Source organism: Nocardia sp. NPDC049935 (assembly GCF_055586645.1).
Map to the genome: position 1 here is coordinate 25,026 of NZ_JBVJHV010000004.1, position 25,439 is coordinate 50,464.

Sequence of the window (25,439 nt, forward strand, 5' to 3'; positions counted from 1 at the left end):
ATGGCACCGAATCGTTCTCGCCGGCCGCTGACGCTCGCGTTGTGCGCCGGCTACTTTCTGGTCCTGCTGGATGTGACAGTCGTCAACGTCGCGTTGCCCCGGCTCGGAACCGAGCTGCACGCCGGTGGCGCCGGCTTGGCGTGGGTGGTGGACGCGTACACCGTTCCGTTGGCCGCGCTGCTACTGATTTCGGGTTCGGCCGGGGACACGATCGGGCACCGCCGGGTCGTCCTGCTCGGTTTCATCGGGTTCGGCGCCGCGTCCGTGCTGTGCGCGCTGGCTCCGACGATCGCCGTCCTGGTGGTGGCGCGGGCGATCCAGGGCGTCGCGGCCGCGGCGATGCTGCCGGGTACTCTCGCGCTCCTGATCGAGAACACCCCGGACGAGGCCGGACGCTCCCGGGCGGTCGGTATGTGGGCGGCCGTCGGAGGCGCCGCCCTGCCGGCCGGGCCGGTTATCGGCGGGATGCTGATCCAGGTCGCCGGATGGCGGGCCGTGTTCTGGGCGGCCGTTCCGGTCGTCGGCCTCGCCCTTCTGCCCGTCCTGGGTCTGTCCCGTACCACGGAACGGCCGCACCGGGACGGGAGTCTGGACTGGCCGGGCGCAGTCCTGCTGGCGGCGGGGCTCACGGCTACGGTCACCGCGATCATCCGGGCACCTGCCTCTACCGGGTCGGCCGCGGTGCTCGCGGTGATAGCCGGCTGCGCCCTGGTCGCCTTCCGCTTCGTCGAGCGCAGAGCGCCGCGCCCACTGCTGCCCGTCCCATCCAGGGCGCGATTGCCGCTCGGTTCGGCCTGCTTGGTGGCCGGGCTGATGAACCTGTGCGCCCTCGGCGGATTGTTCCTGCTGACCCAGGTGTTCCAAGACGTGAACCGGCTGGACCCTTTCCCGGCCGGGCTTCTCCTTCTCCCCGCGCTGCTGCCCCTGCCGCTCCTCGGCACGGCCGCGGGCAGGTTGGGTGACCGCTACGGAGTATGGCGGACCAGCGCGCTCGGGCTCGTCGTCGTTGCCGCCGGGCTGGCCGGGATCGGTATCACGATCACCGGCGCTCCCTCCATTGTTTCGGCGATCTTCCTCGCACTGTGGGGATGTGGGCTGGGCATTCTCACGCCCGCTGTCGTTTCCGCAGCCCTCGAGGCGATACCCGGTTCACCGGGCCTGGCATCCGGCGCGAGTAACACAGGCCGGCAGACCGGGGGCGCGGTCGGCATCGCATGTTGTGCGGCGATCGCGGGGCGGGCCGGAGGTCCGGGCTTCCTCTCGCACGCGATCGGGCTGTTCGTCGGCGCGGCGATCCTGGCGATCCTGGCCTGCCTGCTGTGCTTCGGCGTTTCTCGGCACAGCCGCGTTCGATCGGCGGCCGGTGATCGTGACGCCGGATAGGACGCGTCCGGAATCGATTGTCCGGGTCGCGATTCGGACACTGAGTGTTAGCTGAGCTTTAGCTTACTCGAGTGGCGGACGTTGGACCAGACCGATATGCTACGGCCCGTACCCGAATTAACCGGAGCGAAACCATTTTTCATCCGACGATTCGGTAACGGACACGATGGGGTGTCGGATGCGGGCTCGGCGTTGGGTCGGCAGGACGAAGCGCGAGCGGGGGTACCCGACCTATGTATGAATCGGTGGCGTCGGCCCCGGCCGGGGGAGCCGGCCGCAGGCCCTGGCTGGCCCCGGCACTGGCGCTGGGTATCTCGGTCACGGTGGGTGTAGGAGTGCTGTGTGGCGCCGTGCTCTCGGTGGCCCCGGCCGACCGCTTGCTCACCGCCGTCTGGATCTCCCTCACCGTGGTGGCCGCGTGTACCGCCGTCACCACCGCGGTGTATTTCCGCGGCATGATCACCGCCGAGCAGCGCCGCGCCGACGCCGCGCTGGACCGGGCGGCCCGCGAGCAGGCCCGTGCCGCCGCCGCCGAACAGAATGTCCTCGCCGAGAAGGAGGCCACCGCGACCGCCGAGCGGCGCCGGTCGGCCGCCATCGCCGCCCTCGCCAACGCGGCGGGCCGGATGCAGGCGATGACCACCAGCATGCTGGCCGAACTGCAGGATCTCGAACACCGCTACGCCGATCAGGCCGTACTCGCCGATCTGCTGAAACTCGATCACGCGACCGCTCAGGCGGGCCGCCTCGCCGACAGTATCGCCATCCTGAGCGGTGCGCGGACCGGGCGGCGCTGGGCCAAACCGATCGTGATGGAACGGGTGCTGCGGGCCTCGATCGGGCGGGTCGGCGGATATCAGCGGGTCCGGATGCGGGCCATCGCCGATATCGCCATCGCCGGACACGCGGCCGAGGGCGTGATCCACGCCCTGTCCGAACTGGTCGACAACGCCTGCCGTTTCTCGCCCCCCACCACCGAGGTGCATATCTACGCGGCGGAACTTCCCGCGGGTGTCGCGGTGACCATCGAGGACAGCGGCCTGGTGATGAGCGAATCCTCGCTGCGCCGCGCGCAGGCCACCGTTTCCGGTACGGAAACCGATGCGGCCGAAGGGCTTTCCTCGCTCAACGGCACCCGGTTCGGGCTGGCGGTCGTCGGGCGGCTGGCGCGCAAACACGGACTCACGGTCAGCTACCGGCCCTCCGCGATCGGCGGCACCGCGGCGGTCGTGATGATCCCGCGTGAACTCACCGCGCGAATCGAACCGCCCACCCCCGCCGCCCTGCCCGCCGGTCATACGGCCGGCCAGGCCGGGCTTCCGCCGGGGGTCACCGCGGATACCGATTCCGGATCCTTCCCCGCGTTCTCCGAAACCGGATCGCGATACCGCGCCCGGCCCGCCACCGGCGACGCGCTCGCGACCTTCGGGCTCGATCCCGATTCGACCGGCCGGCACGGCGCCGCGCGGCACAGTTCCGGCCGGTACCCGGTGGCCGCGGCCCCGGAAACGGAGGCGACCACCACCACTGTGCTGCCGAAGCGGCGCCGGGGGAGCACCCTGGCCGCCGCCCACCCCGAGGGTCTGCCCGACCCCGACGCTTTCGACGGTGAGGCCCCTCAGGATTCGCCCGCGAAACACCGATCGACAGCTTCCTCGCTGGGTGCGTTCCAGCGCGCGGTCACCGGCCGCGCCGACGACGAATCCCAGCCGTTCGGCGGACCGATCCAATCACCCGGCAACGGCGCCGCGCGATTGTCCCGTCATTCCATGACAACCGACTGGGAGAACGATCGATGACGATGACATCGGATCCGGCGCAACTGGATTGGCTGCTGCAGCGGTTACTCAGCGAAACCGCCGGCGCGCGGCACGCGGTACTGCTGGCCGCGGACGGCATCCAGATGTGCCATACCGCCGGGTTGACCATGGACCAGGCCGATCGCCTCGCCGCCATCGCCTCCGGAGTGCAGGCCCTGGCCGGTAGCGCCTCGGCGGAATTCGGTAACGGCCGCGGCGGGGTACGCCAGTCGATGACCGAGTTCTACGGCGGGATCCTGTTCATCGTCGGCGCCGGTGCGGGCGCGCAGATCGCGGTCCTGGCCGATGACGATGCCGACGCGGGCCTGGTCGGCGCCCAGATGGCGGCCCTGATCGAGCAGGTGGGAGAGTATCTGTCCGCACCGCCGCGGGGGAGTCGAGCGAGACTGCTGTGAACCGCCCCGGCCGCGACGACGAGCCCGACCGCTTCTACACCCTGACCGGTGGACGCGCCGCCCCGACCACCGACGAATTCGATCCGGTCACCCTGGTGGTGAGCGAATGCGATCCGGCCGCCGCCATGCAGCACGAGCATATGGCCATCCTGGCGATATGCCGGCAGCCGACCGCGGTGGTGGAGATCGCGGCCGAACTGCGGCTGCCGATCGGTATCGCGACAGTGCTGGTCGCGGATCTGCTGCACGCGGGAAAGGTCACCGTCCGCCATCCCGAACTCGCCACGGGACCCTACGGCGACACGTTCGATATCGACATGCTCGAGAAGGTGCTAGTTGGACTCCGTAGCCTTTGACGCCCGCCCCACTCGCGCCCGGGCGCCCCTGCACAACTCGGTGCGGCACGCACTGAAGATCGTCGTCGTCGGCGGATTCGGCGTGGGCAAGACCACGATGGTGCGTGCGGTCAGCGAGATCCAGCCACTGGACACCGAGGCGGTGATGACCAACGCGGGAGTCGGCGTCGACGATCTGTCCGGAGTATCCGGGAAGTCGACCACCACCGTCGCCTTCGATTTCGGGCGTATCAGCCTCGGCGAGGAGTACGTGCTCTACGTCTTCGGCGCTCCCGGGCAGGAACGGTTCTGGTTCCTGTGGGACCGGTTGTTCACCGGGACCCTGGGCGCGGTGGTGCTGGTGGATCCGCGCCGGATCAGCGACTCCTGGTACGCCATCGACCGCCTCGAATACCAGGGCACCCCGTTCGTGGTGGCCTGCAACTCCTTCGAGCCGATCCCCCCGGCGCTGGACGAGGTCCGCGACGCTCTCGATCTGGATCCGCAGGTGCCGCTGTTCGCGACCGATGCGCGGTCGCGGGAATCGAGCAAACAGGTGCTGATCGGGCTCGTCGAACATCTCATCGAGCGGCAGACGCCGCCGGCTCCGGTCGCGGGGGCGGGCGCATGACCCGGGCCGGCCACAACACCGGTATGCCCGCGGCCGCCTGCCCGGTGGGCCGGTCGGGAGCCGTACTGCTGGAGGGGCCGGGGTTCCACACCGATCCCGCACTGCTCTACACCCGGATGCGGTCGGAGCACGGTGCGGTCGTCGCGGTGGAACTCATCGGCCAGATCCCCGCCTGGCTGGTGATCGGCTACCGGGAACTGCATCAGGTCACCACCGACGGCCTGCTGTTCCCCCGGGATTCGAGTCTGTGGAACCAGTGGCCGGCGATCCCGCCGGACTGGCCGCTGCTGCCCATGGTCGGCCGCCCCCAGCCCGGAATCTATTTCACCGCGGGCGCCGCGCACGCCCGGCACGTGGGTCTGGTGGAGCCCGCGCTGGAATCGGTGGATCCGTTCGCGCTGCGGACCGCCTGCGAACATCTGGCCGACAGCCTGATCGACCGGTTCTGCGGTCGCGGTCACGCGGATGTGGTCAAGGAGTTCGCCGAACTGCTTCCGGTGCTCACCCTCGCCTGGATCATGGGCGTCCCCGAATCCGACGGTCCGTATCTCGCGCAGACCATGCAGGCGCTGTGCGACGGTGGGCCCGAGGCGCCCGCGGCCTACCAGCGGTTCGTCGAATACATGCAGCAACTGCTGGCGCAGAAGAAGGCCGAACCGGGGCAGGATCTGGTGTCGCGGATGCTGGCGCATCCCGAACCGTTCGCCGACGAGGAATACGTCCTGAACATGCAGTCGGTTACCGCGGCCGGGCATCTGCCGACCGCCGACTGGATCGGCAACTCGATCCGGCTGATGCTGGTGGACGACCGGTTCGCCGCGGCCTTCGGCGCCGCCCGGCACAGTATCGGCCAGGCGATGACCGAGGTGCTGTGGGAGGACACGCCCACCCAGATCCTGGCCGGACGCTGGGTCGCCCGCGATTCCCGCCTCGGCGAGGTGCTGGTACGCCGCGGAGATATGTTGCTGCTCGGCCTGGCCGCGGCCAACTCCGATCCGCATATCCGCCAGTACAGCGGGCACGGCGCCGATCCCGCCCATTCCGGTAACGCCGCGCATTTCGCGTTCGGGCACGGCGAATACCGCTGTCCCTATCCGGCCCAGCAGATCGCCGAGATCATCGCGCGTACCGGTATCGAGGTGCTCCTCGACCGGTTGCCCGATCTGGATCTGGCGGTTCCGGCCGAATCCCTGGTCCGGCGTCCTTCGCCGTTCCTGCGCGGATTCACTTCCCTTCCGGTCGTTTTCACACCTGTTCCCGCTGTTGGAGGTGGCTCGTGAGCCAGCAATGCCCGCATACCGCGGCCCTGACCATCGACCCCATGGTCGCCGATCTCGCGGGCGAGACCCGGACCCTGTGCGAGGGTCCGGAACTCACGAAGATCGAACTGCTCGGCGCCCCGGCCTGGACGGTCACCCGGCACAACCTGGCCCGCCGGCTGCTCACCGACACCCGCCTGGTCAAGGACCACACCCGGTGGAATCTGTGGCAGTCGGGGGCCGTCACCCGGGAATGGCCGCTGATCGGGATGATCGACGCCGGCCGGTCCATGTTCACCGTCGACGGCGCCGAACATCGCCGCCTGCGCATCAAGACCACTCGCGCCCTGGCGCCCCGCCGGCTGGGCGAACTGCGCCCGAAGATCGAACAGTTCACCGCGGAACTCCTCGACGATCTGGCCGCTGCCGCCGCCGGCGGCGACGCCGTGGACCTCAAACAGGTCTTCGCCTACCCGCTGCCGATGCGGGTGGTCAGTGAACTCATGGGTGTGCCGCGCAGCGACCACACCATGCTGCTGGAGTCGTACAAGAAGTTCTTCTCCCTGCTGACGCCGCACGACGAGCGGATGCGGGTCTTCGCCGAACTCGACGACTACTACACCGAGCTCATCAAGGAGAAGACCGCCCACCCGGCCGACGATCTGACCTCCGATTTCATCCACGACGTCGCCGAGGGCGAAACCCCGCTCACCGAAGCCGAAGTGCACGGCAACCTCAAGGCCCTGGTGGCGGCGGGTCACGAAACCACGGTCAGCCTCATCATCACCACCACCCGGGCGCTGCTCGCGAACCCGGACCAGCTGGCGGCCGTGCGCGCCGGCGACCGCACCTGGGAGGAGGCGATCGAGGAGACCCTGCGCTGGGACGGCCCGGTCATCCACCTGCTGATGCGGTTCGCCACCGAGGACATCACCGTCGGCGATCTCACCATCGAGAAGGGCGACGGGGTGGTCATGTCGTACCGGGCCATCGGCCGCGACCGCGATCTGCACGGCGAGGACGCCGATATCTTCGACCTCACCCGCCCGACCGCCCACCGCAATATCTCCTTCGGCTACGGCCCGCATATCTGCCCTGGCGCCGCCCTGGCCCGGCTGGAAGCGGCGATCGCGGTACCCGCGCTGTTCGAGCGGTTCCCCGATATCCGCAGCGCCGTACCGATCGGCGAAATGGGTAATCTCCCCGTCCTCACCCAGAACGACCCGGCCGCCATGGCTGTGTTGGTGGGAGCGGCTCCGCCGCTCGAGGTTCGGCCCTCCTGAGCGCCTGCTGTCAGGATGTGCTGAACGCCTAGACTCATGGCGTGCGCTTGTATCGTGACCATGCCGTCGTGCTGCGCCAGCACAAGCTGGGTGAGGCCGATCGTATTGTCACGCTGCTGACCAGGGAAAATGGTCTGGTGCGGGCGGTGGCGAAGGGGGTGCGGCGGACGAAATCGAAGTTCGGTGCGCGGCTGGAGCCGTTCGCCTACATCGATGTGCAGCTCTATCCGGGGCGCAGCTTGGACATCGTGACCCAGGTGCACACCGTCGAGGCCAATGCCTCCGCCATCATCGCCGACTACGGTCGCTACACCACCGCGTGCGCCGTCCTGGAGACCGCGGAACGCCTGGCCGGTGAGGAACGTGCCCCGGTGCCCCGCCTGCACACCCTCACCGCGGGGGCATTGCGCGCGATCGCCGAGGGGCAGCGCCCACACGAACTCGTTCTGGACGCCTTCCTGCTGCGGGCCATGGACTACGCGGGCTGGGCCCCGGCCGTCGACGAATGCGCCCGCTGTGCCACTCCCGGCCCGCACCGGGCATTCCATGTGGGCGCCGGGGGAGCGGTGTGCGTCCACTGCCGCCCGCACGGCGCGGTCACTCCGGCGCCCGCGGTGTTCGACCATATGCTCGCGCTGCGGTACGGCCGCTGGGACCTGGTGGAGACGATTCCGGAACCGGCGCGACGGCAGGCCTCCGGATTGATCGCGGCGCATCTGCAATGGCATCTGGAACACACACTCCGCACCCTGCCCCTGATCGAGCGTGCGGGGGCCGCACCGCGCTCCGGGCCCTCCGAGCCCGCGCGGGGGTCGGCGGCTTCTCGCGACGGTGTCGCCTCCGAGGTGGCGGGGAGCGCGTGAACCGGCGGGTGCCCGGACGCGACGGCCCCACTCGGGTGGGCGTCATGAACACAGATAGTCTTTTCGGGTGATCCTGCGTCGTGACTCCGCCGGTTCGGACGTATCCGCGTCTGCCGGTGTTCGCACTGTCCGTCCGCCGTCACCGCATCCGTCCGGCGCGACCCCGCCCGATATCCCGGCCGAGCTGGTGCCGCGGCATGTGGCGCTGGTGATGGACGGTAACGGCCGCTGGGCACAGGAGCGGGGCCTGCCGCGGACGGCGGGGCACGAAAAAGGCGAGGCCGTGCTCATGGACACCGTCGAGGGCTGTATCGAGATCGGTGTGAAGTGGCTGTCGGCGTACGCGTTCTCCACCGAGAACTGGCGACGCAGCCCGGACGAGGTGCGGTTCCTCATGGGCTTCAACCGGGATGTGATCCGGCGCCGCCGGGACGAGATGCACGAGATGGGGGTGCGGGTGCGCTGGGCGGGCCGACGACCTCGGTTGTGGCGCAGCGTGATTCGTGAGCTGGAGACCGCCCAGGAGCTGACGAAGGACAACACCGTCATGACCTTGACGATGTGCGTCAACTACGGCGGTCGCGCCGAGATCGCCGATGCCGCACGGGAGGTCGCGCGCCGGGTGGCGGCGGGTGAGCTCGACCCGGAGAAGGTGACCGAGGACGTGCTGGCCCGGTATCTGGACGAACCGGATATGCCGGATGTCGATCTCTTCCTGCGGCCTTCGGGCGAATACCGCAGTTCGAATTTCCTGATCTGGCAGTCGGCGTACGCGGAGTTCGTCTATCAGGCGACGCTGTTTCCCGATTTCGACCGGCGCAACCTGTGGGACGCCTGCCTCGAATACGCTCGCCGCGACCGCCGGTTCGGGGGCACCAAATGAGCGGGGACGCGGAGTCCGGCGCGCTGGCGCCGGATATCGAATTGAAGGCCCGGGCCGGTGCGGGTCTGGGGCTCTACGATATCGACGTCCGGGTCGACAACGACGGTTCGCTGCGTTTCGACTACGAGGGCGTGCTGTGTTCGGCGAGCGCGTTCACCCTGACGCCCGGTCTGGATGTGCTCTCGCTGACCTGCGTGCTGGCCTGGGATCGCCCGCTGAAACCGCAACTGCACAAGCGGGTGGCGGAACGGAACGCCGCGTTGCAGTTCGGGTCGATCGCGGTGATCGCGCACGACAAACTGGCCGATGTGATCCTGCGCTACACCTTCCCGGCGGCCGGCCTGGACGATCAGGCCCTCACGACCATGCTGCTGCTGGTGCTCGGCGGGGCGGGCGAGGCGCGCAAGGGTCTGCTGCCCTGAGCCCGTGGCCGGTGACGGTTCGTCCGGCTTCCGGCCCGGTCACCGGTGCGGGTCGTGGCTCAGGCCGGGGTGGCGGCGGTGTCCGCCGGCTCGGGCGGCGGGGTGTGCGGGTGATAGCGCCGGTCACCGTAGGGGAAGAGGGTATCGACACCGCGGATGTACCGGTCGCGGTCCAGATCGCCCATGAGCAGGTGTTGGAGTACGAAACCGGGTAGCAACCCGAAGAGCGCGGCCGCCACCGCGTCGAGGTCGCTGTCGGCGGGTAGCCAGCCGGCGGCGTGCATCCGCCCGGCGTACTCGCGCCACATGGACCGGATACCGCTCAGGGTTTCGCGGACGGGTACCGCGGCCTGTTCGTCGGTGAGTGCCAGCGACCAGGCCTGCGGCGCCAGGCGGATCCGGCCGTCGGGGCCGCTCTGGCCGTAGATCCACTCGGTCAGATGGGCGATGAGTTCGGCGGGGGTGGGCAGCGGATCGCCCTCGATGATCTCCAGCATGCGGGTGCGGATATCACCGGCCGCGGTCGTGGCCAGGGCCATGACCAGCTCGTCCTTGCTCTTGAAGTACCGATAGACCGCACCGGCCGACAGTCCCGACTCGGTGAAGACGTCCTGCATGGACGACTGGTGGAACCCTTTGCGGACGAAACACACCCGGGCCGCGTCGAGGATCTGCTGGCGGCGGCGTTCCAGGTGTTCGTCACTGACTCGGGGCATGCCTCCAAAGTAAAACGAATGTTCGTTCTTGACAAGCTCCGGGTCCGGTGAGACGGTGAGTGCACCGAAAAAGAACGAGCCTTCGATTTTCTGGGGAGAACGTCATGAACGTCATCCAGCGCGCGGTCGCCATCGGTGTCGGCGCGGCTCTACTGCAGGCGCTGATGCTGGTCGCCTTCGCCTGGCCGGCCACCAATATCGCGCCGCGTGATCTGCCGCTGGCCGTCGCCGGGCCGCAGGCCGCGATGGTGGAAGGGCGGCTCACCGGCCAGAACCCGGATGCCTTCGAGGTCGTCACCGTCGCCGACGCGGCGGCGGCCCGGGAGGCCATCGCCGACCGTGAGGTCTACGGCGCGATCGTCACCGGCAACGGGGCACCCCAGATGCTGATCGCCACGGGGGCGAGTCCCGCGGTCGCCCAGCAACTCACCCAGATCGGTCAGCAGCTGTCGGGCGCCCCGGCGGCGCAGGTCGAGGACGTCGTCCCGGGCGATCCCGACGACCCGCGCGGGATGGGATTCGGAACCATGGCGCTGCCGCTGGTGATGGCCGGTATCGCCGGAGGTGTGCTGCTGTCGCTGCTGATCCCCACCGCCGCCGGCCGGATCGTCGGCGCCCTCACCTTCGGGATCGCGGGCGGGCTGCTGAGCATGCTCGTCACCCAGACCTGGCTGTCGATCGTTCCCGGTTCCTACCTGATGTTGTCGGCGGTCGCGGGGCTGGTCTCGTTCGCCGTCGCCGGCACCGTGGCAGGGCTGGCCACGGTGATCGGACGGGCCGGTATCGGCGTCGCGGCGCTGACGATGCTGCTGATCGGCAACCCGTTCTCGGCCGCGACCTCGGCTCCGGAACTGCTGCCCCAGCCGTGGGGCACGGTCGGCCAGTTGCTGCCGCCGGGCGCCGCCGCCTCGCTGATCCGCTCGGTCGCGTTCTTCGACGGAGCCGGTGCGCAGAAACCGCTGCTGGTGCTGCTGGCCTGGGCTGCTCTGGCGCTGGTCCTGCTGGGGGTCGGCGTGGTCCGCGACAGCCGGCGCACCGATCCCGAACCCACCGCCGCCGCGGCGGTCCCGGTGGCCGCCTGAGGCGAGTCCGGGCCATGACGACGACAGGCCGCTACCGGTACCGGTAGCGGCCTGCCGCTGTATGGACTCAGCGCCCGCGCGTCACCGGCCGACCGCGGAGCACGCGTGGCAGCTGCCGAAGATCTCCAGGGTGTGGCTGACATCGGTGAACCCGTGGCTGGAGGCGGTACTCGCCGCCCATGCCTCGACGGTGGGTCCCGCGACCTCGACCGTGCGGCCGCAGTGCCGGCAGACCAGATGGTGGTGATGCCCGGTCGAGCACTGCCGGTAGACCGACTCGCCGTTATCGGTGCGCAGTACGTCCACCATCCCGGCGTCGGCCAGTGATTGCAGGGTGCGGTAGACGGTGGTCAGGCCGATGCCCTCGCCGCGCTGCCGCAGTTCGTCGTGTAGCTCCTGGGCCGAACGGAACCTGTCGACGTCCTCGAGTAGCGCGGCGATCGCGTTGCGTTGCCGCGTGGTGCGGATACCGACTGCTCTCCCCGTAGCGGTCCCTTTACCGGTGACCAGGTTCTCGGACACGAATTACCCTTCTTCTTCGGCGTGCGCGACTGCGTCGACCACGATATGCGCGAGATGGTCGTCGACGAGTTCGTAGAGGACCTCGCGGCCCGAACGCTCGCCGTGCACCACCCCGGCCGATTTGAGGATCCTCAGGTGCTGGCTGACCAGCGGTTGTGTGACACCGAGGGCATCGACCAGTTCGTGCACACAGCGCGGCGACTCCCGCAGTTGTAGCACGATGGCGATGCGTACGGGGGCCGCGAGTGCGCGCAGCAGCTCACCGGCGTTCTCCAGTACGGCCCGGGCGGGTATCGGAACCGGTGCGGGGGAGCGGTAGGGGTTGTGCTGCCCGACGGCGGCGGTATCGGTTGTCATGGTCCACTCCTTATTGGAAACCGGTCCCATTTTGATATGCAATGATATGCATGTCAAATGTCCATGCCGTGGTGGGTGCGAAACCCCGTGGCGTCGGCCATTAGGCTGTACAGGATCGCCCGATCCACGGCCCGCGGGCAACCGCCGTGGACGGCCGCGATCGCATCGCCCGATCCGGGCGGTGTACTACTGGCGATTCGTAGTGGATGGAGAATTCTCGCGTGGCACCCAAGTCGAAGGTGGACACCGTTGCCAACCTCGCCAAGCGCCGGGGGCTGGTGTACCCGTGTGGTGAGATCTACGGCGGTACCAAATCGGCGTGGGACTATGGTCCGCTCGGCGTCGAGCTGAAGGACAACATCAAGAAGCAGTGGTGGCGCGCCATGGTCACCAGCCGCGACGATGTGGTCGGCCTCGACTCCTCGGTGATCCTCCCGCGGCAGGTCTGGGTGGCCTCCGGCCATGTGGAGACCTTCTCCGATCCGCTGGTGGAATCCCTGCACACCCACAAGCGCTACCGGGCCGACCATCTACTCGAGGCCTACGAGGCCAAACACGGCCGCCCGCCGGCCAACGGCCTGGCCGATATCAACGACCCGGAGACCGGTCAGCCCGGTAAGTGGACCGAACCCCGGAATTTCTCCGGCCTGCTCAAGACCTATCTGGGCCCGGTCGACGACGAAGAGGGCCTGCACTATCTGCGCCCGGAGACCGCGCAGGGCATCTTCGTGAACTTCGCCAATGTGATGACCACCGCGCGTAAGAAGCCGCCGTTCGGTATCGCCCAGATCGGCAAGAGCTTCCGCAACGAGATCACCCCCGGCAACTTCATCTTCCGCACCCGCGAATTCGAGCAGATGGAGATGGAGTTCTTCGTCAAACCGGGCGAGGACGCCGAATGGCACAAATACTGGATCGACACCCGTTTCGACTGGTACACCGGCCTCGGCATCGATCCGGAGAACCTGCGCCTGTTCGAGCATCCGAAAGAGAAGCTCTCGCACTACTCCGCCGGCACCACCGATATCGAGTACCGGTTCGGATTCCAGGGCGGTGAATGGGGCGAGCTGGAAGGTATCGCCAATCGCACCGATTACGACCTGTCCACGCACGCCAAACATTCCGGCGCGGAACTGAGCTACTACGACCAGACCGCCGAGGAACGCTACGTCCCGTACGTGATCGAGCCGGCCGCCGGTCTGACACGGTCGCTCATGGCGTTCCTGGTGGACGCCTACGCCGAGGACGAGGCCCCCAACGCCAAGGGCGGCGTCGACACCCGGACCGTGCTGCGCCTGGACCGCCGGCTCTCTCCGGTGAAGGCCGCGGTACTGCCGCTGTCGCGTAACGCCGACCTCACCCCGAAGGCCAAGGATCTCGCCGCCCGGCTGCGCCGCAACTGGAACATCGAATTCGACGACGCCGGTGCCATCGGCCGCCGCTACCGCCGTCAGGACGAGATCGGCACCCCGTTCTGCATCACCGTCGATTTCGACACCCTCGACGATCAGGCGGTCACGGTCCGCGAACGCGACACCATGGCCCAGGAGCGGATCGCCCTCGACCAGGTCGAGGGTTACCTGGCCCAGCACCTGATCGGCTGCTGACCGCGTGCCCTCGCTCCCGCTCCGCCGGGAGCGAGGGGCCCGCACCCCTCGATAGCATCGGGGGGTGATCACCATCGAAAAGTCCTACACCGGCCATGTCGAACCCGGCGGCGCCGCGCAGCGCCGCGAGGTGCCGGGCGCCCGGGTGACCAAGATGTCGGTCGGCCCGATGGACAACAACACCTATCTGATCCAATGCGCCGCCACCGGCGCGACCCTGCTCGTCGACGCCGCCAACGACGCGGACCGTATCCTCGCGCTCATCGGCCAGGAAGCCACCGGTGGTATCGACCTGATCGTCACCACCCACCAGCACGCCGACCACTGGCAGGCCCTCGCCGCCGTCGCCGAATCCACCGGCGCCCCCACCGCCGCCCATTCCCTCGACGCCGAGCCCCTCCCGGTCACACCCCACCGCATCCTGGCCGAGGGCGATACGATCACCGTCGGCGATCTGACGCTGGAGATCATCCACCTGGTCGGCCACACCCCGGGGTCGGTCACCCTGGTCCTCACCGACGGGTCCGGCCGCACCCACCTCTTCACCGGCGATTGCCTGTTTCCCGGTGGAATCGGAAAGACTTGGCGCCCAGGCGATTTCGAGACCCTGCTGGAAGGTGTGACCACCAAACTGTTCGATCGCTACGGCGACGACACCGTGGTCTACCCGGGCCACGGTGACGACACCACCCTCGGCGCCGAGCGACCCCAGCTGGGGGAGTGGCAGAGCCGAGGCTGGTGACCCACCGGCCCCGGCCGTGGATACGCCACCGCCCTCGGTGCGTACGGTTACGCAGCCGAGGGCGGTGAGGGTGATCAGGCCAGGCCGACCAGCTGACCGCGGAGCCAGGACAGGGCGGTGGCGCCCCCGGCGACCTGATAGCTCGGGTAGCTCTGGTGGATTCCGGATTTCACGAAATCGTCGACCTGCTGCCGGCGCTCCTCATAGGCGTCGTTGTTGAGCTGGTCGTGCAACAGGCCGAGGCCGCCGGCGGCGAGGGCGTCGTTCAGCAGTTCGACGCCCAGTGAGTGGTAGTTGCCGAGCTGGGTGGGGTCGGCGTTGGAGACCTGGGCGAAGAAGCCGGCGATCCGGGCGGCGAAATCGCCGTCGGGGGTGGAGCAGTAGAGGTCGCCGACCGCGCAGAAGGTGTAGGTGCGGTTGCTCAGCCAGCCGAAACCGGTGAGGCGCGGGCCGCCGGCGCCGGCGCCGGGAACCGGCGGGCCGATGAGGACGTCGGTGGGGGAGCGGCGCGGATCGGCGATCAGGCCGACCAGGGCGACCCGGTCGGCGGGGACGATACCGAGCCCGGTGCCGATCTCGGAGGCGAGGTCGCCGGCGGCGTCGGCGCCCTGGCTGTAGCCGAGCAGGGCGAAGCGGGTGTTGCCGCAGCGACCGGCGACCTCGGAGATCAATCCTTTGGCGCCGGCGATGGCTTCGTTCTTGGACCGGCCGTAGACCTCGCCCTCCCACGGGAAGGCCGTGGCGGTATAGGCGACGTAGTCGCTGTAGGCGCCGCGGGGCAGGCCGTCGGCGACCGCAGCCAGCATGCCCTTGCCGGGCTCGGCCTTCGAGGTCTCCCACGTCCCGGGGATCGCCACCACATACAGGCCCGGGCAATTCGCGGGTGTGGCGTGGGCGGTCGTGGCGACCGCGGGTGCGAGGACCGAGGCGAGGGTGACCGCCAGACCGGCGGTGGCGCTCTTCCATCGAGGAAACATCGTGTACTCCATGTGCTCACCGAGACGGCCACCGGCCGTTCATCTGTTCCCAGGGTTCCCAAAACAGTCGACGGGCATGCCGCGGCGATGCGGCCGACACGTACGAAAAAGCGGGCCCACCGCGACCGGAGGTTTTCCGGCGCGCAGCGGAACTCGCCGTGTCATAGCAAATCACAAATGCGCGCGTTTCGGCGTGTGAAAGGTACGCGTGTTCGTCCCGGATCAACGCGATATTCACGAAGAGGCCGGGTGCCGCCGCGGCAGCACCCGGCCCGGATCAGATGCGCGCCACCGGCTCCTGGAGTTCGGTGACCCATTTGTTCTCGTCCACATCCCAGACCAGCGTGACCTCACGGCCCGCCCCCACGGTGCGGTACCCGTTCTCCTCGATCCACCGGGTCAGGTCCTGGTGGGGTTCCAGGGCGCCGTCCATGCTGCCGCGATGGATCTGGGTGGCGGCCAGCGGCATCGCGGGCAGGTCGACGACGGTGTAGTCCGGTGCGGCACCGGGTTCGGCGGTGACCGGCATCGCGGCGTGCGCGAGCACCGACCCGTCGGCGTGCTGGTCGTAGTAGACGACGGCGGGGCCGACGATGGCGACGCCGGCCCGGTCCAATCCGTCGCACAGATCCGTGAACAGCCGCTGGACCGCCGGGCCGATCGCCTCGGGGGTGAAATCGGCGACGACGGTGCTGCGTTCGGCCACCCGGACCGCCGGGACGGATTTGATGACGATCTCGTCGGTAGGCATGGCGCCCTCCCTTTCGATGATGCGGAGTCTCGCCTCGACCCGGATGAGCCGGTCCCGGTCGGCGGTGATCCGCTGCTCGATCTCGGCCCGGCGCAGGGCGAGCATGCCGCGCAGTTCCGGACCGGTCACCGCGTCGCCGAGGACCCGGCCCACCTGATCGAGGGTGAAGCCGAGTTCCTTCAGCGCGATGATGCGGTTCAGCCGGGCCAGCTGCCCGACCTCGTAGTAGCGGTAGCCGCTCACCGGATCCACCCGGGCGGGTACCAGCAACCCGAGCCGGTCGTAGTGGCGCAGCATCCGTACCGACACCTGCCCGTGCCTGGCGAAATCTCCGATACTCAACATGACGCCTCCGGTTCTATGGTCTGACACGGGGAGAGGGTCAAGCCGCGGCCCCGAGCGCGCCGTGTCCCGGGTACGGACCCCGCCTGGCAGACTTGTGTGGTGACTTGGGCACCAGTGCGTACTCGACCGGACTCGCGTGCCGATTCCGGCCGTTCGCGCGGGATCGGTGCCGCCATCGTGCGCTGGGGCGGCCGTCTGGTCGGTGGAGCCCTGGTGGTGGGCCTGGTACTGCTGGGCGGTACCGCGGTGCGGGTATGGCAGGTGGCGCGGATCGAGGACTACACCCCGGCCGATGCCATCGTGGTGCTGGGCGCCGCCCAGTATTCGGGTACGCCCTCGTCGGTGTTCGAGGCGCGGCTCTATCAGGCGGAGAAACTGTACGAGCAAGGTGTTTCGGATCTGGTGATCACGGTCGGCGGTAAGCAGGAGGGCGACCTCTACACCGAGGCCGCGTCCGGGAAGATGTATCTGATGGAGGCCGGTGTCCCGGCGGATTCCATCCTCGCCGTGGAGACCGGATCCGACACCCTGCGCAGTGTGGAGGCCGTGGCCACCGCGATGCACGAGCGCGGGCTCGATTCCGCGGTGCTGGTCAGCGACCCGTGGCATTCGCTGCGCACCCGCACCATGGCCCGCGACGCCGGTATCGACGCCTGGACCGCGCCCACCCGCACCGGCCCCGCCGTGTACACCCGGGAATCGCAGGCGCACGGCATCGCCCGCGAGACCGCGGCCCTGCTCTGGTATCAGCTCACGCATTTCTCCGCGGATTTCAGCTATACCGCCGGGCAGTGAGCCCTTCACCCGCTCGTGCCACCGAACACGCCGACCGGTCACCACCCGGTGGCAGACTCGTGCGATGAGCTACACCGAGCACGATCGCGAACGCCTGGTCACCGAGGCGCCCAAAACGGCCGGCCTGGTCGATCCGGGTGTTTCCGGCAACGGCCACCGCAGCGAATTCGCGCGCGACCGTGCCCGGGTGCTGCATTCGGCCGCGCTGCGGCGATTGGCCGATAAGACCCAGGTCATGGGTCCGCGGGAAGGAGACACGCCCCGGACCCGGCTCACCCATTCGCTGGAGGTCGCCCAGATCGGGCGCGGGATCGCCGACGGGCTGGGATGCGATCCCGATCTGGCGGAACTGGCGGGTCTGGCGCACGATATCGGCCACCCGCCCTACGGGCACAACGGTGAGAAGGCACTCGATCTGTTCGCGGCCGATGCGGGCGGCTTCGAGGGCAACGCCCAGAATCTGCGCATCCTCACCCGGCTCGAACCGAAGGTGCTCGACGCCGACGGCAGCAGCGCGGGCCTCAATCTCACCCGTGCCGCGCTGGACGCGGCGATCAAATATCCCTGGCAGCGCGCGGAACCGGGCGGCAAATTCGGCGCGTATGCCGTCGACGCCGAGCGGCTGGCCTGGGTCCGCAAGGATGCGCCGGAACGCCGGCCGGCACTGGAATGCCAGGTTATGGACTGGTCCGATGATGTCGCGTACTCGGTGCACGATGTCGAGGACGGCATCATCGCCGGACGGATCGATCTGCGGGCGCTGGCCGATCCGGTGGAGCGGGCGGCGCTCGCCGAACTCGGGCGCGTGCAGCACCGCGATCTGACGATCGACGATCTGGTGGCGGCGGCGCGGCGGTTGTCGGAGCTGCCGGTGGTCGCGGGGGTGTTCACCTACGACGCCACCCTCACCAGTTCGGTTGCGCTGAAGCGGCTGACCAGCGAACTCGTCGGCAGATTCGCGAACGCGGCGGTGGTGGCGACCCGCGAGGCCTGGCCCGGAACACCGGCCCGCTACTCCGCCGACCTGGTGGTTCCCCCGGTGGCCGCCGCCGAGGTCGCGATCCTCAAAACGGTGGCGCTGCGCTATGTCATGTCCGATCCCGACCACAAACTGCGCCAGGGCGAACAGCGCGACCGGCTGACCGCCGTCGCCGAACACCTGCTGGTCACCGGCCCCGCCGCACTGGACCCGATCCTGCAGCCCTGGTGGGAGGCCGCGGTCGACGACGCCGCCCGGGTCCGGGTGATCGTCGACCAGATCGCCTCCTACACCGAGAGCCGGCTGGAGCGGGTCGCGGCGCAGCTGTAGGGCGGCCCGCGCTGCCCTCTAGACTCGACTTCCGTGACCGGACGAATACCAGCTCGCGATATCACCGCCATTCGGGAGCGTGTCCGGATCGAGGACGTGGTGAGCGAGTACGTCACGCTCAAGAACGCCGGACCGCAGTCGATACGCGGGCTGTGCCCGTTCCACGACGAGAAGTCCCCGTCCTTCCACGTCCGTCCGCATCTGGGCCTCTTCCACTGTTTCGGCTGCGGTGAGGGCGGCGATGTCTACGCGTTCCTGCAGAAGATCGAACACATCGGGTTCGTGGAGGCGGTGGAGCAGCTCGCCGACCGGATCGGGTTCCGGATCAACTACGAGGGCGGCGGCACGTCCGTCCAGCGCGACCGCGGGACCCGGTCCCGGCTGGTCGCCGCCAACGCCGCGGCCCACGAGTTCTATATGGAGCGTTTGCGCGGTCCCGACGCCACCATGGCCCGCAAATACCTCACCGACCGCAATTTCGACGAGGCCGCCTGGACCCACTTCGGCTGCGGATATGCCCCCGACGGCTGGGACACGCTCACCAAACACCTGCTGAACCGCGGTTTCGATTTCAAGGAACTGGAGGCGGCCGGCCTGTCCAAACAGGGGCGGCGCGGGCCGATCGACCGGTTCCACCGGCGGTTGCTGTGGCCGATCCGCAACCTCGGCGGGGATGTGATCGGTTTCGGGGCCCGCAAACTGTTCGACGACGACACCATGCCGGGTAAATACGTCAACACCCCGGAAACGCTGCTGTACAAGAAGTCTCAGGTGTTGTTCGGGCTCGACCACGCCAAGCGCGAGATCGCGAAGAGTCACCAGGCGGTGGTGGTCGAGGGTTACACCGATGTCATGGCCATGCATCTGGCCGGGGTGAAAACCGCGGTGGCGGCCTGCGGCACCGCGTTCGGCGACGATCATTTCTCCGCCCTGCGGCGGCTGCTGATGGACGACAACTTCTGGCGCGGCGAGATCATCTTCACTTTCGACGGCGATGCGGCCGGCCAGGCCGCCGCGCTCAAGGCGTTCCTCGGCGATCAGAAGGTGTCCGGCCAGACCTACGTGGTGGTGACGCCGGACGGCGAGGATCCGTGTGAGCTGCGCCAGCGCGCCGGTGACGCCGCCCTGCGGGATCTGGTGGCCCGCCGGGAACCGCTGTTCGATTTCGCGCTGCGCCAGGAGATCGCCAAACGCGAGGACAGCCGCACCCGGGCGCTGACCTACGACAGCCAGGTCGAGGTGATGCGCTGGGCGGTGCCGATCGTCGCCCAGATCAAGGATCACGGCCTGCGTAAACGCTATGCCACCCAGCTGGCGGAATGGACCGGCTGGCAGGATCCGCAGCTCGTCTACCGTCGCGTCGACGAGGAGGCCCGCAAGATCCGCGGGGCGGCCGCCGCGCCCGCCCGGGCCAACCGCGACGACCGGTCCGGGGGCTCGTCCGGCGCCGCGGCCCGCCCCGATCCCCGGGACCCCGTTCTGCGCTCGCAGCGGCAGGCGCTCGCCGCCGGTCTGCAGTATCCGGAAATCGCGGGCCCGGCGTTCGATGCCCTGGAAGCCGACGCCTTCACCCATCCCGCCTATATCGAGGTGCGCCGGCTCATGGCCGAAGCGGGCGGGACCGGGGCCGGGTTGTCGGGCGCGGACTGGATCCACGCGATCGGCGACCGCACCGACGACCTGACGCTGCGTGCCATGATCTCGGAACTGGCCAGTGAGCCGTTACCGGTGAAAACGACCAACGATATTCCGCGCTTCATCACCGGGGTGCTGGCCAATGCCCAGGCGGCATGGGTCGGCCGCCAGATCGCGGAACTCAAATCCCGCCTGCACCGGGTGTCCTCGGTGGACGACCCGGACACCTATATGGCCCTGTTCGGCGATCTGGTGGCACTGGAGCAGTACCGCAAGAGCCTGCTCGAGCAGGCCATGGGCAACGACGGCCGGTCGGCCGCGGGTTAACGCCGGCGCAGCTGGTCGTGCGGGACCATCACCGTGGTGTGCTCGTCCAGCGGCTCCATCGGCTCGAGCTTCGGCTGCGTGCTCAACCGATCCGACAGCCGCTGCCGGCTCACCATGACCAGCTTGCGCGTCACCGGGCTGCCGGCCACCGCACGGGCGCTCGCGCTGATCTGCTCATAGCGCGCCCGTCCGGCCTTACTGCCCAGCACATAACCGGCAGCGATACCGATGATCAACCGCAGCATTTCGGTCGAGCTCCTCCCAGTAGTCCGTGCCGCCCCATCCTGCCCGACCGCACCGACACCTGTCGATCCGGCGCCACGGCGGACCGGCCGCTCAAACCCGGTTTTCCCGCCCGTCGTCCGGCCCGACCCCGCGATTTGGGCGCGCACCCACCCATACGCTAGAGTTTCCTCTCGGCCAGCCCGGTACGGGCGGGGCCGCCGAGCAATCCCCTATAGCTCAATTGGCAGAGCAGCCGACTGTTAATCGGCAGGTTACTGGTTCGAGTCCAGTTGGGGGAGCAGAAACAGTCCCTCTACCGGTATCGACCGACCGAGGGATTTTCTCTTTTCCGGTCGAATGAGTCGCGCGTGCGGATGGGTCAGTAGTCGAGAGCGTGTTCCGGCTGGCAGACATGCATCGGTGACGGCAGGTACCGGGTGACGGCATCCAAGAGCGTGGCGAAATCGCCCGGCGGTGCCGCTTCGCACAGGACGGGCACCGCTTCCCCGAGACGCGTGAGGTTGCGGATGCGGTCGTGTAGTTGTTGCGGTGTGCGCATCGGGACCAGATCTACGACCTCGGCGAACCCGGTACCGATCCCGTGGGGGAGTTGCAGCGTCAACGGTGACGCCCCGTGCATATCCGCGATGGTCCGGATGCAGCGGTCGAAATCGGCGTCGGGGTGATCGAGTCCGGTCACCAGGCACAGCCGGGCCACCTGATGGTCGTCGGCGACCCGCAGGACGGTTTCGAGTTTCGGGGCGCGCGGTACGGCGGCGTTCATCACCGCGACCAGACCGTCCGTCATCCGGATGGCGCGTTCCAGGGCCTCGATGGGGGCATGGCTGGACAGTTCGGTGAAACGGATCAGGTGCTCGACGCGGTCGGTGGTCCATCCGACCGTCGTCCCACCGCTCGTTCCGGTGCAACCACGGAACAGGCGGTGCGCGACCCGGATCGTCTCGTCGGGGTCCCCGACGATCGTGACATTGCGAATCGAGTGCGGATCAATCGTGTTGGTGCCCATCGCGTTGCGGTACTCCAGGTCGATTCGAGGACGCCGTCGCCTCCTCAATTCGGTCTCACGGTACCTCCGGTGGCGCGCCGGGGGAGCGGATTCCCGCCCCAAAGTAGAACGTGTTCCTATAACGTCGGGTCTGTGCAGAAGGAACAACGCCCCGCCGTGGCCGACTGGTTCACCGCGGACGACGGCACTGTGCGCCTGAAGGGCAGTCGCTGTACTGCCTGCGGCACGCCGTATTTCCCGCGGAACACGCTGGCCTGCCGCAACCCGCAGTGCGCCGGCCCGAAAGACGGCTCCGAACTGGCCGAATACCTGTTCTCCACCCGTGGCCGCATCTGGTCGTACGCCGACGCCCGGTACAAACCGCCCGCGCCCTACGTCTCGCCCGATCCGTTCGAACCGTATGTGGTCGCGGCGGTGGAGCTCGAGGTCGAGCAGATGGTGATTCTCGGCCAGGTGGTGCGCGGTCTCACGGTGGACGATCTGGCCGTCGGCATGCCGGTCGAGCTGACCCTCGGCGTGCTGTACGAGGACGAGGAAGCGGAACACACGGTGTGGATGTGGAGGCCGGTCGATGACCGAGAATGATCGCGATATCGCCGTCCTCGGTGCGGGTATGCACCAGTGGGGGAAATGGGGGCGCAATTTCGTCGAATACGGTCTGGTCGCCGCCCGCGCGGCGCTGGCCGACGCCGGGGTGGACCATCGTGACGTCGGCTATATCGCCGGCGCGGATACGATCCGCAACGGCTATCCCGGGTTCGTCTCCGGGGCGACGTTCGCCCAGGCACTGGGCTGGTCGGGCGCGCGGATCTCGAGCAGCTACGCCGCCTGCGCCTCGGGTGCGCAGGCCGTCGCCAACGCGCGCGCCCAGATCCTGGCCGGATTGTGTGAGGTGGCGCTGGTGGTCGGCGCGGATGCCGCGCCGAAAGGTTTCTTCCAGCCGGTCGGCGGGGAACGCCGTGACGATCCGGACTGGCTGCGGTTCCATCTGCTCGGGGCCACCAACCCCATCTATTTCGCGCTCTACGCCCGCCGGCGGATGGCGTTGCACGGCGCCACGCTCGACGATTTCGCCGCCGTCAAGGTGAAGAACGCCCGGCACGGGCTCAACAACCCGTATGCCCGCTACCGCAAAGAGGTATCGGCCGAGGATGTCGCCGCCTCGGCGATCGTCTCCGACCCGTTGCGGCTGCTGGATATCTGCGCGACCAGTGACGGCGGCGCCGCGCTGGTGCTGACCTCGATGGAGTACGCACGCCGCCACGGGCTCACCGACCCGGTCCGGATCCGGGCGCTGTCGACGGTCACCCCGACCTTCCCCAAGACCGAGATCGACCTGCCGGATTTCGCGACGGATTCCGCCGTCGCCGTCGAGCCGCCGCCGCGCGGGTTCCGAGCCGCCGTCGCCCACGCCGCCTACGAGGAGGCGGGACTCGGGCCGGAGGACCTGTCGCTCGCGGAGGTGTACGACCTCTCCACCGCGCTGGAACTGGACTGGTACGAAGATATCGGGCTCTGTGAGACGGGCGGCGCGGAGGCGCTGCTCCGCAGTGGCGCAACGACATTGGGTGGCCGGATACCGGTGAACCCCAGTGGCGGGCTGGCCTGTTTCGGGGAGGCGATCCCGGCCCAGGCGATCGCTCAGATCTGCGAACTCACCTGGCAGTTGCGCGGACAGGCCGAGGGCCGTCAGGTGGACGGTGCCCGCGCGGGAATCGCGGTGAACCAGGGTCTCTTCGGTCACGGTTCGGCGATCATCGCCACCCGCTGACACCGGGACAGGTCCGGCTATCCCGCGACCGTGCGGGGTAGCCGGGCGGTGAGATCGTCTTGCGCCGCCGGGTCAGATCTCGCGGGTGGCCGAATGGGTGAGCAACCCGGACGAGATCAGCAGCAGACCGCTGGCGTGGAAGATGGCGCCCACCCCGATCAGGCCGGAGAGACTTCCCGCCACCACCGGTACCGCGACCTGGCCGATCCGGTTGCCCGCCAGCCGGACCGCGAGCGCGGCGGCCCGGTTGCGCGAATCGGCGATCACCGTGACCCAGGACATGGTGAGCGGCTGGCCGACACCCCAGAAGAATCCCATCAGCAGCATGGCCAGCATGAGCGGGACGACCGCCGAGGTGAACGGTACGAGGGCCATGGGGACGCCCGAGGCGAGCGTCGCGGAGACGAGCAGCCAACGCCGCGGCACCTTCCGGAGCAGGACGGGCATCGTCGCGCGGGACAGCACCGAGGTGACGGTCCGCGCGGTGAGCAGGGCGGTCACCGTGGCGACGCTGAGACCCATCTGCTGCCCGAGGACGGGCAGATAGGCCATCAGCAGATCCATCGCGGTGAGCACGGTCAGGCTGGAGTAGATGGCCGGTTTCATACCCGGCGTGGCGAGCAGCCGGAAGGTGGACTGCTGTCCGTCGACCGCGTCGGACCGGCTGACCCGGGTGGTGCTCCCGGGTGCGAAGAGGAAGGCCGGCAGGACGGCCGCGGCGGCGATCGAGGCCATCACCAGCAGTGCCGGACCGGTACTGACCGCGCCCGAATCCTGAGTGGTGAGCGTGGCCACCAGGCCGGCGATCGGGAAGCCGAGCAACTGTCCGACGGAGACACTCAGGGTGAGGTGCCCGAACCGCGAGTCCATGTGCTCGGGCGGTGACCAGAGCGCGACCATGCTCTGACAGGCCACGGTATGCAGCATCTGGGCGAGCCCGAGCAGTGCGCTGGCCGTTCCGAGTACGAACAGCTGGGTGCTCGCGGCCGCCAGGACCACCGCGACCACGGTCAGGCACAGTCCCAGGCGCAGTGCCGGGACGGCCAGCCCGCGGTCGACGGCCCGGCCGATCCGGAGCGCGACGACGAGCGGCAGTACGGCGAACGCCGCGGTGATGAGTCCTACGGCGAGACCGTCTCCGCCCAGCGCCAGCGCCCGGTAGGAGATCAGCGTGCGGACACCGCTGAGCACGGTGTGGGAGAGCAGCGATACGGTCGCGACGGCAAGGAACCAGGTGGGCCGTCCCACGACCGGGTCAGTGCCCGGACTCGGTGACGACCGGGTCGGATCCCTCGGATCCGCCGGCCCGGAGATCGGTATCGGTCTGGCGCAGTTCCCAGGCGTGCAGGACATGATCGCGCATGGCGGCGCGGGCGGCTGCGCCGTCGCGCTGCTCCAGCGCCGCCAGGATCAGGTCGTGGTCGTGATCGAGTGCCTCGCAGAAGGATTGGACGCCCCACAGCGTGACCGACGGTTTGAATCGCTCCCACAGGTGGCGGACCGAGTCGATCACCGCGGCCGAGGTACTGGCGTAGATGCTGAAGTGCAGCTCGCGGTTGAGGACCGAGAGCCGGGCCGGATCCTCGCCGGCGGCCGTCGCGCGCACCAGGTCGTCGTTGGCGCGCAGGACCGCCCGGAAATCGTCGTCGGTCATACGCTCGCAGGCGATTTCGCAGGCGAGGCCCTCGAGTTCGGCGCGCATCCGGTAGAGATCCCGGGCCATCTGCGGCGTGAAGTCCCGCACGGTGGCGCCCCGGTGGCTGGTGTAGTCGACGGCGCCGTCGGCGGCGAGGATCCGCAGCGCTTCCCGCACGGGCGTGGGGCTCACGCCGTATCGCTTGGCGATGGCGGTCTGGCGTAGCTGATCGCCGGGATTGATGACACCGGAGTCCATATCGGCCCTCAGACGCTCCAGCACGTAGGCGGTACGGCTCTGCGGCAGGGGTGCGTTGGTTTGGGTCACTGCGGTCGGCTCCT

General features: G+C 68.8%; 27 protein-coding genes and 1 tRNA gene. 19 read left to right on the top strand and 9 right to left on the bottom strand.

The features are described 5' to 3' along the window. The 10 genes from ACZ6SF_RS16780 to ACZ6SF_RS16825 all read left to right on the top strand — a co-directional run bounded on the left by ACZ6SF_RS16780 (position 1) and on the right by ACZ6SF_RS16825 (position 9,274). Positions 1-1,383: an MFS transporter gene (locus tag ACZ6SF_RS16780; protein ID WP_466063038.1), complete on the top strand. Its 1,383-nt coding sequence runs from the start codon at positions 1-3 to the stop codon at positions 1,381-1,383. A 233-nt stretch (positions 1,384-1,616) separates the two neighbouring features. Next, the gene (locus tag ACZ6SF_RS16785; protein WP_466063039.1) at positions 1,617-3,182 is read left to right on the top strand and encodes a sensor histidine kinase; all 1,566 of its coding nucleotides are present in this window, start codon (positions 1,617-1,619) and stop codon (positions 3,180-3,182) included. Beyond that, complete coding sequence (locus ACZ6SF_RS16790; RefSeq protein WP_466063040.1) at positions 3,179-3,598, top strand: roadblock/LC7 domain-containing protein; 420 nt, start codon at positions 3,179-3,181, stop codon at positions 3,596-3,598. The genes ACZ6SF_RS16785 and ACZ6SF_RS16790 overlap by 4 nt, the downstream gene beginning before the upstream one ends. Beyond that, the gene (locus ACZ6SF_RS16795; protein ID WP_466063042.1) at positions 3,595-3,954 is read left to right on the top strand and encodes a DUF742 domain-containing protein; all 360 of its coding nucleotides are present in this window, start codon (positions 3,595-3,597) and stop codon (positions 3,952-3,954) included. The genes ACZ6SF_RS16790 and ACZ6SF_RS16795 overlap by 4 nt, the downstream gene beginning before the upstream one ends. Continuing rightward, positions 3,935-4,564, top strand: coding sequence for a GTP-binding protein (locus tag ACZ6SF_RS16800; RefSeq protein ID WP_466063043.1), 630 nt, complete (start codon positions 3,935-3,937; stop codon positions 4,562-4,564). Before ACZ6SF_RS16795 ends, ACZ6SF_RS16800 begins: the two co-directional genes overlap by 20 nt. After that, positions 4,561-5,844 (top strand): cytochrome P450 family protein, encoded by a 1,284-nt coding sequence (locus ACZ6SF_RS16805; protein WP_466063044.1) that lies wholly within the window; start codon positions 4,561-4,563, stop codon positions 5,842-5,844. The genes ACZ6SF_RS16800 and ACZ6SF_RS16805 overlap by 4 nt, the downstream gene beginning before the upstream one ends. Then, positions 5,841-7,106, top strand: a complete 1,266-nt coding sequence (locus ACZ6SF_RS16810) for a cytochrome P450 family protein (RefSeq protein ID WP_466063045.1) — start codon at positions 5,841-5,843, stop codon at positions 7,104-7,106. The genes ACZ6SF_RS16805 and ACZ6SF_RS16810 overlap by 4 nt, the downstream gene beginning before the upstream one ends. 41 nt (positions 7,107-7,147) lie before the next feature. Next, positions 7,148-7,969 carry a DNA repair protein RecO gene (gene recO / locus ACZ6SF_RS16815; protein WP_466063046.1) on the top strand — a complete coding sequence of 274 codons (822 nt, stop codon included), beginning with the start codon at positions 7,148-7,150 and terminating at the stop codon, positions 7,967-7,969. A 67-nt stretch (positions 7,970-8,036) separates the two neighbouring features. Next, positions 8,037-8,852: an isoprenyl transferase gene (locus ACZ6SF_RS16820; RefSeq protein WP_466063048.1), complete on the top strand. Its 816-nt coding sequence runs from the start codon at positions 8,037-8,039 to the stop codon at positions 8,850-8,852. After that, positions 8,849-9,274 carry a hypothetical protein gene (locus ACZ6SF_RS16825; RefSeq protein ID WP_449998899.1) on the top strand — a complete coding sequence of 142 codons (426 nt, stop codon included), beginning with the start codon at positions 8,849-8,851 and terminating at the stop codon, positions 9,272-9,274. Before ACZ6SF_RS16820 ends, ACZ6SF_RS16825 begins: the two co-directional genes overlap by 4 nt. A gap of 59 nt (positions 9,275-9,333) precedes the next feature. Here ACZ6SF_RS16825 and ACZ6SF_RS16830 read toward each other — a convergent pair whose 3' ends face one another. After that, positions 9,334-9,990: a TetR/AcrR family transcriptional regulator gene (locus ACZ6SF_RS16830; protein WP_466063049.1), complete on the bottom strand. Its 657-nt coding sequence runs from the start codon at positions 9,988-9,990 to the stop codon at positions 9,334-9,336. A gap of 104 nt (positions 9,991-10,094) precedes the next feature. On the opposite strand from ACZ6SF_RS16830, the gene ACZ6SF_RS16835 reads away from it, so the two are divergent. Next, positions 10,095-11,072 carry a hypothetical protein gene (locus tag ACZ6SF_RS16835; RefSeq protein WP_466063050.1) on the top strand — a complete coding sequence of 326 codons (978 nt, stop codon included), beginning with the start codon at positions 10,095-10,097 and terminating at the stop codon, positions 11,070-11,072. A gap of 81 nt (positions 11,073-11,153) precedes the next feature. Here the strand turns inward: ACZ6SF_RS16835 and ACZ6SF_RS16840 are convergent, their stop codons facing one another. Together ACZ6SF_RS16840 and ACZ6SF_RS16845 are read right to left on the bottom strand one after the other, a co-directional pair. Further along, positions 11,154-11,594, bottom strand: a complete 441-nt coding sequence (locus ACZ6SF_RS16840) for a Fur family transcriptional regulator (RefSeq protein WP_466063051.1) — start codon at positions 11,592-11,594, stop codon at positions 11,154-11,156. Positions 11,595-11,597: 3 nt separating this feature from the next. Beyond that, complete coding sequence (locus tag ACZ6SF_RS16845; RefSeq protein WP_357422015.1) at positions 11,598-11,951, bottom strand: ArsR/SmtB family transcription factor; 354 nt, start codon at positions 11,949-11,951, stop codon at positions 11,598-11,600. A 206-nt stretch (positions 11,952-12,157) separates the two neighbouring features. Here ACZ6SF_RS16845 and ACZ6SF_RS16850 point away from each other — a divergent pair, with 206 nt between their 5' ends. Continuing rightward, positions 12,158-13,558, top strand: coding sequence for a glycine--tRNA ligase (locus ACZ6SF_RS16850; RefSeq protein ID WP_466063052.1), 1,401 nt, complete (start codon positions 12,158-12,160; stop codon positions 13,556-13,558). A gap of 67 nt (positions 13,559-13,625) precedes the next feature. Then, a complete protein-coding gene (locus ACZ6SF_RS16855; protein ID WP_466063604.1) occupies positions 13,626-14,300 on the top strand; it encodes an MBL fold metallo-hydrolase in 675 nt (224 codons plus the stop codon). A gap of 74 nt (positions 14,301-14,374) precedes the next feature. Here ACZ6SF_RS16855 and ACZ6SF_RS16860 read toward each other — a convergent pair whose 3' ends face one another. Both ACZ6SF_RS16860 and ACZ6SF_RS16865 read right to left on the bottom strand, forming a co-directional pair. Then, on the bottom strand, positions 14,375-15,277 hold the full coding sequence (locus ACZ6SF_RS16860) for a cutinase family protein (RefSeq protein WP_466063053.1): 903 nt from the start codon (positions 15,275-15,277) through the stop codon (positions 14,375-14,377). A 277-nt stretch (positions 15,278-15,554) separates the two neighbouring features. Next, positions 15,555-16,373 carry a MerR family transcriptional regulator gene (locus ACZ6SF_RS16865; RefSeq protein ID WP_466063054.1) on the bottom strand — a complete coding sequence of 273 codons (819 nt, stop codon included), beginning with the start codon at positions 16,371-16,373 and terminating at the stop codon, positions 15,555-15,557. A gap of 174 nt (positions 16,374-16,547) precedes the next feature. Here ACZ6SF_RS16865 and ACZ6SF_RS16870 point away from each other — a divergent pair, with 174 nt between their 5' ends. The 3 genes from ACZ6SF_RS16870 (at position 16,548) to dnaG (ending at position 20,439) form a co-directional block, all read left to right on the top strand. Beyond that, a complete protein-coding gene (locus tag ACZ6SF_RS16870; RefSeq protein ID WP_466063605.1) occupies positions 16,548-17,168 on the top strand; it encodes a YdcF family protein in 621 nt (206 codons plus the stop codon). A 64-nt stretch (positions 17,169-17,232) separates the two neighbouring features. Beyond that, positions 17,233-18,477: a deoxyguanosinetriphosphate triphosphohydrolase gene (locus ACZ6SF_RS16875; RefSeq protein WP_466063055.1), complete on the top strand. Its 1,245-nt coding sequence runs from the start codon at positions 17,233-17,235 to the stop codon at positions 18,475-18,477. Positions 18,478-18,510: 33 nt separating this feature from the next. After that, positions 18,511-20,439, top strand: coding sequence for a DNA primase (gene dnaG, locus ACZ6SF_RS16880; protein WP_466063056.1), 1,929 nt, complete (start codon positions 18,511-18,513; stop codon positions 20,437-20,439). Here dnaG and ACZ6SF_RS16885 read toward each other — a convergent pair. After that, positions 20,436-20,684 (bottom strand): hypothetical protein, encoded by a 249-nt coding sequence (locus tag ACZ6SF_RS16885; protein WP_466063057.1) that lies wholly within the window; start codon positions 20,682-20,684, stop codon positions 20,436-20,438. The genes dnaG and ACZ6SF_RS16885 overlap by 4 nt on opposite strands. Positions 20,685-20,890: 206 nt before the next feature. Between ACZ6SF_RS16885 and ACZ6SF_RS16890 the strand changes: the two genes are divergently transcribed. After that, positions 20,891-20,963 (top strand) — tRNA-Asn (locus ACZ6SF_RS16890). Positions 20,964-21,043: 80 nt separating this feature from the next. On the opposite strand, the gene ACZ6SF_RS16895 is transcribed toward ACZ6SF_RS16890, so the two are convergent. Next, positions 21,044-21,691 carry a GTP-binding protein gene (locus ACZ6SF_RS16895; RefSeq protein WP_466063058.1) on the bottom strand — a complete coding sequence of 216 codons (648 nt, stop codon included), beginning with the start codon at positions 21,689-21,691 and terminating at the stop codon, positions 21,044-21,046. Between the two features lie 132 nt (positions 21,692-21,823). Between ACZ6SF_RS16895 and ACZ6SF_RS16900 the strand changes: the two genes are divergently transcribed. Together ACZ6SF_RS16900 and ACZ6SF_RS16905 are read left to right on the top strand one after the other, a co-directional pair. Beyond that, on the top strand, positions 21,824-22,276 hold the full coding sequence (locus tag ACZ6SF_RS16900; RefSeq protein ID WP_466063059.1) for a Zn-ribbon domain-containing OB-fold protein: 453 nt from the start codon (positions 21,824-21,826) through the stop codon (positions 22,274-22,276). After that, positions 22,263-23,462 (top strand): lipid-transfer protein, encoded by a 1,200-nt coding sequence (locus ACZ6SF_RS16905; protein ID WP_466063060.1) that lies wholly within the window; start codon positions 22,263-22,265, stop codon positions 23,460-23,462. The genes ACZ6SF_RS16900 and ACZ6SF_RS16905 overlap by 14 nt, the downstream gene beginning before the upstream one ends. A 72-nt stretch (positions 23,463-23,534) precedes the next feature. Here the strand turns inward: ACZ6SF_RS16905 and ACZ6SF_RS16910 are convergent, their stop codons facing one another. Both ACZ6SF_RS16910 and ACZ6SF_RS16915 read right to left on the bottom strand, forming a co-directional pair. Continuing rightward, positions 23,535-24,710, bottom strand: a complete 1,176-nt coding sequence (locus tag ACZ6SF_RS16910; RefSeq protein WP_466063061.1) for an MFS transporter — start codon at positions 24,708-24,710, stop codon at positions 23,535-23,537. A gap of 7 nt (positions 24,711-24,717) precedes the next feature. Next, on the bottom strand, positions 24,718-25,425 hold the full coding sequence (locus ACZ6SF_RS16915; RefSeq protein ID WP_466063062.1) for a GntR family transcriptional regulator: 708 nt from the start codon (positions 25,423-25,425) through the stop codon (positions 24,718-24,720). Positions 25,426-25,439: the final 14 nt, after the last annotated feature.